The organism is Edaphobacter dinghuensis, assembly GCF_014640335.1.
Classification (GTDB): domain Bacteria; phylum Acidobacteriota; class Terriglobia; order Terriglobales; family Acidobacteriaceae; genus Edaphobacter; species Edaphobacter dinghuensis.
Window position 1 is genome coordinate 39,657 of record NZ_BMGT01000001.1, and the last position, 11,444, is coordinate 51,100.

The 11,444-nt window shown below is 54.8% G+C and carries 6 protein-coding genes; 1 reads left to right on the forward strand and 5 read right to left on the reverse strand.

Features of this window, described 5'->3' with window-relative positions; all coding sequences use genetic code 11:
• Nucleotides 1-21: 21 nt before the first annotated feature.
• Entirely contained in the window at nucleotides 22-1,629 is a 1,608-nt protein-coding gene (locus tag IEW09_RS00160; RefSeq protein ID WP_229738963.1) for an FAD-dependent oxidoreductase, read from the reverse strand.
• A 124-nt stretch (nucleotides 1,630-1,753) separates the two neighbouring features.
• On the reverse strand, nucleotides 1,754-3,067 hold the full coding sequence (locus IEW09_RS00165) for a helix-turn-helix domain-containing protein (protein ID WP_188552167.1): 1,314 nt from the start codon (nucleotides 3,065-3,067) through the stop codon (nucleotides 1,754-1,756).
• A gap of 282 nt (nucleotides 3,068-3,349) precedes the next feature.
• Here IEW09_RS00165 and IEW09_RS00170 point away from each other — a divergent pair, with 282 nt between their 5' ends.
• Complete coding sequence (locus IEW09_RS00170) at nucleotides 3,350-3,982, forward strand: SGNH/GDSL hydrolase family protein (protein WP_188552168.1); 633 nt, start codon at nucleotides 3,350-3,352, stop codon at nucleotides 3,980-3,982.
• Between the two features lie 159 nt (nucleotides 3,983-4,141).
• On the opposite strand, the gene IEW09_RS00175 is transcribed toward IEW09_RS00170, so the two are convergent.
• From IEW09_RS00175 to IEW09_RS00185, 3 genes are all read right to left on the reverse strand, one after another.
• Entirely contained in the window at nucleotides 4,142-5,227 is a 1,086-nt protein-coding gene (locus IEW09_RS00175) for a hypothetical protein (RefSeq protein WP_188552169.1), read from the reverse strand.
• A 2-nt stretch (nucleotides 5,228-5,229) separates the two neighbouring features.
• Nucleotides 5,230-8,898 (reverse strand): hypothetical protein, encoded by a 3,669-nt coding sequence (locus tag IEW09_RS00180; protein ID WP_188552170.1) that lies wholly within the window; start codon nucleotides 8,896-8,898, stop codon nucleotides 5,230-5,232.
• A 119-nt stretch (nucleotides 8,899-9,017) separates the two neighbouring features.
• Nucleotides 9,018-11,270, reverse strand: coding sequence for a GH92 family glycosyl hydrolase (locus IEW09_RS00185; protein ID WP_229738964.1), 2,253 nt, complete (start codon nucleotides 11,268-11,270; stop codon nucleotides 9,018-9,020).
• Nucleotides 11,271-11,444: the final 174 nt, after the last annotated feature.

Here is an 11,444-nt window from a genome sequence, read left to right on the forward strand (position 1 = left end):
ATCAGTGAGTTAGATATCCTCCTAGCGTTCAGAACGAATTTTCGAGGTAGCGTGCTGTGCCTGCTGGTCCAGATGAAGGATCGTTCCATCCTTGCGGAGGATGGCCTGCAGGCGCTCAATCGGCACCTGCTGAACCGGCACTCCGCCCTCGACCGCCAAGGCCGCAGCGACGCCGGCAGCCTGCCCGATCATCATGTACTGCGGCTCCATACGGAGGGAGGAGTATGCAACGTGCGAGGCGGAGAGGCACACCGGAACCAGCAAGTTCGTCACCTGCTCCGGCTTTGGCAGGATGGCGCGAAAGCTAATCTCGTAGGGTTGCACCGGCACTTGCACGTCACCCTCATTGAAGACGGAGCCGTCAGGCATTGCCACTCGCTGTACATTATGTGAGTCGCTGTTATAGCTGCCCATAGCGATGGAGTCCGACTTGGTTCGGTCGGTCTGAAGGTCCGCCTGGTGCATCACGTAGACCCCAATCATGCGGCGACCCTCCCGGATGTAAAGTTGCCGCGGCCAGCCGTTGGAGTCGGTGAACTCATCCTTGGCGCGACCCCATTTGTTGGTGTCGTCGCGCAACGACTGGGGTACGGATGGATCGGTCGCAAGGAAGTAGAAGAAGGACTGTGTGTAGAGCATGTGCTCGTTCCAGATCTTCTGGCGTTCGGCGTAGCTAGCATCAGGGTAGGTCCAGCTCTTGCCGATATAGTCCGTTGAGAAGGGCCCGTTGTTATTGAAGTCGCATTTGCGGTGGACAAAGCACACCGGATTGGTCACAGTCCGAAGGACCGGGTCCTTCCCCGTATGCTCTTTGTAAGTTTGTAGATAGCGCTTAAGAAGAGCGAACTGGGACGGCTCATACCCCGCAGGTCTGGTCCACGGCATGCGATTTACGGGATCGTCCGTGAGGATAAGGCGGAAGTTATACGCCTGCACCTTGCGATCTGCGCTTTTGCCCTTTGCGAGCGGTCCGGGATCGATCAGCGGCAGCAGCTTGTGGTGGTCGTCGTACGCACTAATCTTCCAAAGAAACTGGTGTTTGGGGGTATCAGGCCGCACGCCAGCGAGACTCTCACCGTAAGTATCGCTTCCCTCTCGACCAACCACATAGCTCACATGCGCTTCGGCCATGGCGTCGCCTTCGTAGCTGCAATCAGCAAATACCTTACCCTGCCATCGCTTGCCGTCTTCGGTGAGAAGTGCAGTCACCTGCTTGCCCTGCATCTCGACACCACCATGTTCCTTAAGCCGCTCACCCAGGCGCACGTCGACCTTTGCCTTTTTCAGCCAACGATTAAAGATGGCCTCGCCAACCTTCGGTTCGGAGAGCCAGTCCTTAGCATGGTCCAACTCCTGCTGGCCGTATGTGGCTGCCGCTTCCTTGTAGAACTCGCGCGTATAGCCGCCGATAATGGGAAAGTAGCCGTGATCCGTAGCAGAAAGACCACCGGTAACCATGCCGCCGAGATGCTGCGTCGGCTCTAAAAGAATGACGTGCAGACCCTGTCGCGCTGCCGAATATGCCGTCATCACCCCCGACGCTGTGCCGCCATAGACCACCAAGTCCGCAGTGATGGTGGATGTTCTTGCAGAGGGTATTGCGGCAAAGGTTGAAGCGGTGACAGACAAAAGAACCGAGGAAACAAAAGAGCGAACAAAAGGGATCATGGCAACCCATCTTGTCATGTCCCAACGCTCGAAAGGTAGTTTCCAGGGGTATGTTACGGACAGTTACATCTGCAGAATAAATAACTTACAAGCTATTAGAGGGTGGAGCCTTAGTGTACGGATGTATGGTGACAGGCCAGCTTCGGATGGGCTTATTGCCTTCCATCTCTGTCATAACAACCATCTCAAAAAAAGCCGGCGCTCCGTGCGAACGCCATATTTTTTCAACGGCGTTGGATCCTGCGTTCGAAGAAAGGAGCGACACCATGCCACTAGTGTCACGAGATTCGAGCATCAGAACCTTCAACCCAGGGGCGCGTCCTGGCAGCAACGCAATGATGGATGGTTCCACGTGACGATCAGCAGAACGAGGATTCCCCTCGATGACACGCCGGTACTCAGCTTCTTCATCTTTTTCAGGATGGCTATTGATAACGCGGTCTTCGCCCGGCACCAGAATAAAATTCATGCTCTCCATATACTCACGCATGGGCTGAAGCGTATTGTCTGTGCCAAGCACGATAACGTTCGCCTGCTCCAGGGAGAGCAGCGACGAGTCACGAGTAACTTCAAACGAGACACGTTTTGCCTGTCCGATACGGTCAAGGTAGCGCGCAATCTGAATCCCCGCCAACGTGTCCCAGGTGACGGTGTACGACTGCTCCAAACCTATCGGGCCAAGCTTATCTACCAAAGATTTGAACTGCGGATCTTTCGCAACCTCGTCAAAATTGTTCACCTGCGTGGAACGCATCTTCAGCCAGGGATGATCGCGGAAGTTAAAGAACACAGGTGTCGGCAGCATAATCTTCACTGGAGCATCCCCCTGAAGAAAGCTTTTCCAGAAACTGTTCGGCTGGTCTGGCTGCCGCGTCGCCGCGATCTTAAGCTGATGATTCTGCAATATGATCACCGACGTCGTTACAACGAGCAGCACTGTCATGAGACCGCATGCTCCTCCGAGTATGGCAATGGCATGGCTTCGTAGCCAGCCTTGCCAATCCTGCTGCATAGGCTGATCCGGAATCGATTGCGTCGACTCAGGAGACGCAGGTTCAGGCACACGGACAACCAGTTGATGCGTTCCCGTGGGGATGAGCAGGAGCTCCGGCTCGCCAGTCTCCGCGTAATAGTCCTTCAGCTTGCGTCGCAGGCGCGAGATGTGGACGCGGATGCTGGCGTCTGTATTGGGATCAAAGTGGCTGTTGCGGCCAAGCGCCTCGGTTGCGATGGCATATTCACTCAACGGAAGATGGCGATTCTGCCAGAGATATTGCAAAAGCTTACGTTGGGTCTCCGCTCGGGCAAACTGGGGGCTGGTCAGAACACGTGAGACTCCTTCCTCTACGATAGGGTTGGTTTCATATTCTGTCTCAGGGGTTACCAGTGCTGCAGCCATGCGGGGTATTCTACAGAAGCTAAAACTCGGCTCACAAGGATACGTAGAAAACACCATGAGCAGGACAATATTCTGCCGAGGCTAGTCATCCCGAAACGCGATGTGATGGTAAGGTACTTGATGGTCTTTCTCGTTACTTTGACGACACAAACGCTCTTCGATCCATTTCACTGCGTAAATGCACGAAACACCTTATCTAAGCGACGGCATCTCCCAGGCATCACGGGAGCGGTCTGCGCGATCGTCTTCACCCTCTTGATTCCCATACGATCGATTGCTGCGATGAAAGTAATCAATCGCGGCATTCCGGGGCAGACGACCGCAGAGATTGATGAGCGCACCGAAACGGAGCTTAACAGCTATAGCCCAGATGTGGTGGTGCTGTTCGCCGGGATGAATGATGCGGTGAACAACAGGAAATTTCTTTCGCCAGCGTCCTCTCACGCTCACCTTGAAAGTGTGATTCGCAAATGCCGGCAACACGGCTCCCGAGTGGTGCTTGTAACAGTGCATCAGCCGGACACGATTCGGCTGATGCAGAGGCATAAATCCGAAGCCTATGGCGGCCATCCTCCCGAACAGCGGATTCGAGAACTCAACGCAGAGATTCTCTCTGTCGCTGCACAGAACCATCTTCCAGTCGTCGACTTCGCAAGCCTGCTGAAGGAGCATGGCGGTGCAACGACGGAATGGAGCACAGACGGAGTCCACCTCACAGCAAAAGGTTATGCGCTGCTGGCGCATGCCGTGTTTGAGCAACTGCGGCGAATGGAAGATCTACAGACTGTCCTGTGCCTGGGAGATAGTCTGACTTATGGAATTGGTGTGCGGAAGCTTGAAGCTCCTGAAAACTCTGAAACCTACCCGAGCAAGTTGTCATCGCTTATTGCAACGACAGGTCGAAGTCGGACTTGAATACACAATGCAGCAATGCCCTTAACATTATTAAATACTTAGGAACTTAACTTCCGAAAAGTTGCCGTCTCTGGATTGAGCAACGTGAAGATGGCTTGCGATCATAATCACGAAAATAGTCACCTTAATATGTCACTTCTAGTGAACTGGTACAGCTCGCTATGAAAGTGCAGAGAGAGCATCTCCTTGAAGTGTGGACATCAATAGCCATGCGCCGTGCTGGGCAAGCGAGAGTGGGCCGGAGGATTTGTGTTCACCCGGATAGGTTCCATTGGCATAGGCAGGCTGTGCTCCTGTCCAAAGGTTGGTTTGCTTTAGGCTGAGTCCGGCTGCAGCAGCAATCTTTGGAGCCGCGACAGCAGCCTGCAACGAATCCGTGAACTGTGCAAGCCAGAGCGTGCTGCCGTAGGCGCGACGATGCAGGCCATTGGAGTAAGCATCGAATGCAGCTGAAGCGCCTGCTTCGTCCCATGCGCCGGAGCGGTAGTACTTCGCTCTCCAGATGAGCTGTGGAGTAATGCCAGTATCGGCGAGGACACCGCGGTATTCGTCCTCAGATGCCTGGGTAATCCCAATGCGGGTGTAGTCGAGGAGTTGTGGAAGAGCGAGTGTGGGAGAGATGAAGTTAGGCGGAAGAGGATCGCGGTCGAGAAGCGTGGCCTCGGGGCGTTGCCATCCTTCTTTGGCCACAATGCCATTAGCAAGACTGTGCTGCCTAAAAGCGTCAAGTGCGAGAAGTATACCCCGCTCACTGGTGCCGGTGATAGCGATGAGTTCGGTCTCATAAGGAGCGAAGGAGATACGGGCGGCGTGGAGGAAGGGATTGCGATCGGATTCGATGTAGCCGCAGTCGCCACGAAATGCACCAAAGCCGAAGACATATATTTCGCCGGAGGAGAAGCGGGCTTCGCGCTGCGATGCGGCGACAAGCAGAGGGTTGTCGGGGCGGCCGATGAGAATGATGTGGTTGTAGGCTAATTCGTCAGGGTGAGCAAGAAGTTGCGATGCTTCAACGAGCGCTGGGCGCTCTCCCCCGGCCATGACGGAGAGTAGTGGATGCGTGGCGGCAGATGCAGCGAGTTGCTGCACGGCGCTGCGGATGCCGGCGTTGCAGCGAGAGTCGAGAGCGAAGCGCAGACCTCGCTTGAGGGGTGGGGATGTTGGCGAAAAAGCAAGGAGCCGGGACGGGTGCAAGGCATAGAGCAGGCTACCGCCTGAACCGGCTAAAAAGTCACGACGGCGCATCGTTAAACCTCCTCTGTGAGTGCGATGATGGTTCCGTCACCAGGGCGGAGAGGAACGGTAATGGCCCACATCGTCCCCTCGGCGCGAGCATTGAGCCGTGTGTGCTCATTGACATCGCAGGCGTTGGCTATCTTTGCAGAAGTGCGAGCTTGCACAAGCAGAACGACCTCACGGCCCTCTTCCTGCCAATCTTCGAGGACGATGAACTTGGTGGCGCCCATGAGGAATCCATAGCCGGTAGTACCGGATGGAAAAACAATGGGCAGACGCAAAGCACGGTGCAGCGAAGACGCGAGCTGCGAGGCAGCCTCTTGGGACAGCGATGCCGGATCCTGTTCGACCTGGAAGATACCAGGGACGTTATAAAGGCGCAGAGCTGGTCCGGAACGCAAGGAGCCACAAGCTGCAATAGGGACACCGCGCGCCTGGATGCGCAGTACGGAGGAGACCTCCTCCTCGCTGAACGCATCCGGATTAAAAAGAATGAGGGGGGCATTGCCGGTCCATCGATCGAGAGTCGAAGCGTTTGCACCGAAAGAGATACTGACGCCAGCCATGTAGAGCTTTTCGAAGGCCATCGCGTACTGCGGCAAAAGCGGATTAGCTTCGAGTGCGTCGCCGCAGCTGAACTGGAGATGAGCAGGGTCAGCAAAGAAGGCAGAGCTGAGCACAAGGCCCGCTCCCAAGGGCTGTTCTGGCCAGAGCAGGCAATGCCGTTGCTGCATGAGCCACCATTGCTGCCAGTCGTTGTCGGCCATGGTGTATGAAGCACCCACGTTTGAGTTGAAGCCGAAGGAATAGACCGAACCGTAGGTGCCATCAGCCCAGACCATGCCGCGCCACGCACGGTTGTACATGGTACGACGCGAGGGCTCCGTGGTGCCAACCGGAGAGTGCCAGTGTTCGTTATTGAGCACACCCGAGTTGTAGGCCCACATTCCTTGCGTGGAGATCTTCCAGACCGGATTCCATGCCACCTCCGCGAGTTGACGACCGGTAGTTAACGGAATGCTATCGGCAACTATACCCCACGTAGAGTCGTCCGACATTCCGCGGATAGTAGCAGCAAGAGCATCGCCTGACTCTCCCGCAACGATAGGAAGTCCTTGGGCGATAATGGTTAGCTCCTTCTGCTTATTGGCAAAGGCCTTTCGCAGTTCCGAGACTGCGCCGGTGTAACGATGCAAATGCCAGCCCTGCCAAGCGGACTCATGTTCATCATGAATTTCGTCAGCTATCTCGTGGCGAGTCTTTCCTCGCAAGCCTGGATGGCCATTACGACGAAGCTCTCGATCAAATTCTACGAAGTCCTGCCAGCTATGGAGCGACTTCATCTCCGGTCCGGTATCCCAACGATCCGAATGCTCCAGCGTGACCTCAGAGCACTTCGACCAATTGGGTTGTGCCTCCATCCGTTCAACGAGCAGAGGAGTGGCTATCTCGTAGAAAAACTCTCCGTTTGAAAAAGACTTCCACGGCGTGGCGTAGTGACGCATATCGTCATCGGTGACGTAAAGCTTGCTGGCCTGTGTACGCGCTTCGCGGTGAATCTGCTTCAGCTGCCGGCTGTATGCCCAGATAAGGTCATCGGGCTGTGCCCAGGTGGGACCAATCTCTGCGGTACCGGTTCCAATGTTAAAGACGTTTCGGAAACCGCGCGTGACGATGAAGCCAAGACTGGCAGCATCTTCCGGGAGAATGTCGGTGATGGGGGGAAGAACCTTTTTGCCTGACGTATCGAGGATTGCGACTGCGTTGTCTGCATTGCCGTACCGTGCTCGCAGTCGATAGAAGCCCATGTCACTCTGAAGAATCGGCATCGTAAAACTGGCCTGAACAGAGCGACGAGCCCCTGCAGTGAGAACGATGGATTGACGCAGGATCTCTACACTTGTATCCGTCATGGCATCTTCGAGAGTAACGATCAGCTGCTGATGGACTGGAGAAGAAGGCTCACCGATCCAGCCGTCGATTAGAACTTCAGCAAGCCATGGCTCAGCGCGACGACGCCCTTTCTCAGTGTTGGGCCATGGAAAGCGTAGCGTTAGTTCTTCAACCTGGTACGGAGAGAGCGTGAGAGAGGCCTGTCCATAACCCGCCTGAAACCGTGCGTCGAGATCCGTGATGCGGGCCACTTGTTTTCCATCGCAGGTGATAATGACTGTTGCAGGATTGTGATCGCGACCGTCGCTGCTCTCGCCCGGAGTGCCGACCAGAGTAATCGATGCAACGGTCACTTCTTGCGGAAATCTGAACTGAAGAACATTTTCGGCATGGCTTTTGCCGCGCCAGACGGAAAATGCCTGAATACCATCTAGCGGAGTTTTGTTATTGACGGAATCGTCATTGAGCGCCATGACAGAGAGGTTCTGCGGCGAAGTGAGATCGTGAATCGATGCAAACGGAGCCAGATTCCGAAGGCCATTGCTTAGTTCGACAGCAGCATCAACGGTAGCACCGGGTGGATAGGCATAGGTAGAGATAAGAGCGCCCATGCGTTCGGCGAAAGGGCGCAGAGTCTTTGCGTAGGGGGTGTGAAAAGGATTGGGAACTGCGTTAAGATTTCCGGCAGAGATGTTGACCCGAAGGTCGGGTCTGAGATCGAGTGCGACACGATGCTCGACGAGCAGTGTAGCGCCATCCGCAGAGAGTATGCCAACCCGCAGCTGAAGTGCATGACGAAACGAGAGTGCTTGATAACCAACAGAAGAGGGCTCGGGCAACGGCAACATCTGTGTTGAAGCCCCTAAAGCAGGAAGGCTAAGAGGCTCGGTAGGGATATCACCGATAAGGGCACCTTCCCAGGTAAGAGCCCGCACCACAAGATTGCAGGAGATAGGTTGCGCAGAGGTATTGGTGATCTGGATGCTTGCAACGCCGTGCTGCACTTGTACTGCGATGCCAGGTGGCTCTACAAGTGGAGACACTGGCTGGGCAGGAGAAGCTGTAAGCCATCTTAATAACGCGGACCAGGTGCTTTTTGCTCCCGAGTAACCTTCGATCGCTTCTGCGTGGCCCGCCAGAACGGCGACGTGACCTGCACCGTAACGTCCGGTAATGAGCAGTGGAGAGTTGCCGCGGTCAGATGCAGAGAGGCGAACGCGCCAGTCGCGATTAAGAAGAGAACGGGTCCATGTATTACTACCTGCATCGACAGTTCGATTCAGCTTGGCTATCTTTTGCGCGTAACGCTCGTAACGTGCTTCTCCGCGTTCTACGGCCGAGAACGGCCGAATGGGAAAGAAGAATGGGAAAGTGAGACCTTCTGCTTCACCTTTAGGAAAGACCTCAGAATCGCAAAAAGAAACGCTAGTCTGCTGTCGCCGATACCAGTCGGGATAGTTGATCTGTGTTGCCCAGCCGGTAGTAGGCAGAATGACGGAGAGACGCATCGGCAGCTTGCCGGGAGCAGAGCCAAGGGTGAGCAGGAGACTGGCCCCAAGGCGAATACGCTCACTCAATGCTGCAATTTGCTCATCTGAAAGATCTGTATGCTCGTCCGCTTGCCAAATAACCACGTCGGTATTGCTGATCATGGAGAGTGAGGCTGGCGTGCATATTCGTGCGGCAAGCCCACGGCTCTCCGCTGCGGCAAGGAGATACGGTAATCCTGCGGGAGCGAGGTTGAGCAATAAAGAACCCTGCGTATGAGATTGATCATGGAGGCTCATCGCTGAAACTTGCCTCCCTGTAAGGCACATAGGCTTATGGGAGATGTCTTCGCAGGGGCGCTGCTCATACGGGTAACGAAGGTGGCGGAGTCAAAAAGTATCTTCATAAAAGCTGCGATCTAATTCTTGTTACCCTGAGCACCTTGATTGCCGAAGTATGGCTTAGCCTCCATCTGGAGCACCAGGGTTGCACCGCTCACGATATCGTGGTGGCTGAACTGAAGCTGAGGGAGCGGTCGCCCATTTAGCGTGACAGAACGCACGAAGATGTTTTGCGATGAATTGCCGCGCGCCATGATCGTGAACGACTTGCCATTTTCCTGATGAATTACAACGCGCGTAAAGAGTGGAGAGCCAATGCTATAAGTAGGCGTCCCTGGGCACTCCTGATAAAAACCCATCGCACTGAGCACATACCAAGCGGACATTTGACCGGCGTCATCGTTGCCGGGTAGGCCTGAAGGCTCGGGGCCGAACTGCGTCAACAGAATGTCTCGTACATGCTGCTGCGTCTTCCACGGAGCACCTGCCTTGTTGTAGAGATACGCGATTCCATGGCTGGGCTCGTTCCCCTGGTCGTATAGATTGTTTGCGAAGAGTCCGTCAAGTTTTGCGATGAACTTGTCAGAGCCTCCGCTCGCTGCGATGAGACCCTTAACGTCTTGCGGAACAAAGAAGGTATATTGCCAGGGAACTCCTTCGGTGATGAAGGTCTCCGGCTTTGCGGGATCGAAGGGAGTTACCCATTGTCCGTCAGCGTGACGTCCACGTACAAATCCTACGGACGAATCGAAGACGTTATGCCAGTTACCGGAACGCTCCAGAAATAGTTTGGCGTCTGCAGTATGGCCGAGATCTGCGGCAAACTGGGAGACGACATAGTCGTCGTAGGCGTACTCGAGAGTGCGTGATACCTGTTCGTTGTGATGAAAGGCGTCGAGTACCTTATCCTCAAGAGGGATGTAGCCGTAACGGGAATAGGAATCAAGAGCGCGGCGACCCTTGCCTGCGACATATTGATCGTGCGGCGGAGTGACCAGGGCGTTCTGGCGAACGAGGCGGTAAGCGCTATCGACATCGAAGTTACGCAAACCTTTGGCATAGGCGTCATAAATGACGGCCACAGCGTGATCACCGATCATCTCCGATGTGTAGCTATTCCACGTAGGGAAGATAGGAAGAAAACCTCCCTGTTCGCCTTTATCGATCAGACTCTGCACCATCTGCTGATCCCGGTCAGGCTGCAGAATCGTAAGAAGAGGGTGGAGGGCACGAAACGTATCCCAGAGAGAAAAGTCGTCGTAGTATGCGGTGCCTGGAGCGGCACGATGCATGCGGTTCTGTTGAGCAAAGCCGTTGTATGTTCCATCAGCATCACTGATAACTCGCGGTGCGAGCGAGGCGTGGAACAGGGCAGTATAAAAGATGGTTTGCTCCGCTGGCGTACCACCTTCGATCTCGATGCGCTGAAGTAACTGGCGCCAACTTCTCTCCGTTCCGATACGAACATTGTTAAAGTTCCATCCGCTCTCTTCAGCGTCAAGATTTTTCTCTGCTTCTTCAATACTGGTAAAGGAAGTACCCACTTTGACGAGCACCTGTGACGGTGCATCCTTATCAAAGGTGACAAATCCGCCAAGGTGGGAACATCCACTTCCCTGCGTACCGCGATTAGCGGAGATGACATCTCCGCACCATGTGCCGAAGTGGGCTACGTTCTCGCGAAAACGAACAGCGAAGTACCCACTAAAACCTGCAGACTCGCCTGCACCCTGGTAAATGCGCACGACGGGGTTATAACCGACGATCTCGTGCTGTTGGGGTCGAACTTCTATGAACCCTTGACCAAGCCTCGCATTGGGCTGCACCACGAGGTGCCGTGCACCAGTGGCCGGAAAGGTAATCCGCAACATGCCGGCATGCGTGGTTCCGGTCAGCTCGACCTTTGTGCGGTAGTCTTCGAGGAAGACGGAATAGAAAGCAGGCGACATCGTCTCAGAGCTATGCGAGAACCGCGAGGCGCGCGCTTCTGGCAAAACTTTTAGTTCACCTACTATGGGCATGAGGCTAACGCTACCGTAGTCCTGCGTACAGCTACCGCTCAGCCAATGGCTGCCGCGGAAACCCGTTAGCTTGCTCTCCTTGTAGTAATAAGGAGAGAGGCATTTCGCCTCTGTGGGCTGCGTCTCCGGAGTCCATCCCGTCATACCAAAAGGCATACCAACGACAGGATAGGTTTGGCCATCATGCGCAGTCCCGATTCGCGGATCTACAAGGCCGTAGGGATCCGTTATTGCATGAGAAGGCTGAGCACAGGCAATGCCGGAGAGCAATACCAGCAGAAAAAATGCGCGCTTCTGTAAGAGAGCCAATAAAGAGCTACTCCTCCCCCTATGTATTACAAACAGATAAGACTCCTTTCGATACCCCTGATACTGCATGGTCACCCCTTTGTCTCTGCATTTATCGATACGCGTGGAGAAGCCGCCAGTATATTGCTTTTACTGAAGCGGCATCTCCACGAGAAGCGTGCAGAACCGGTGACT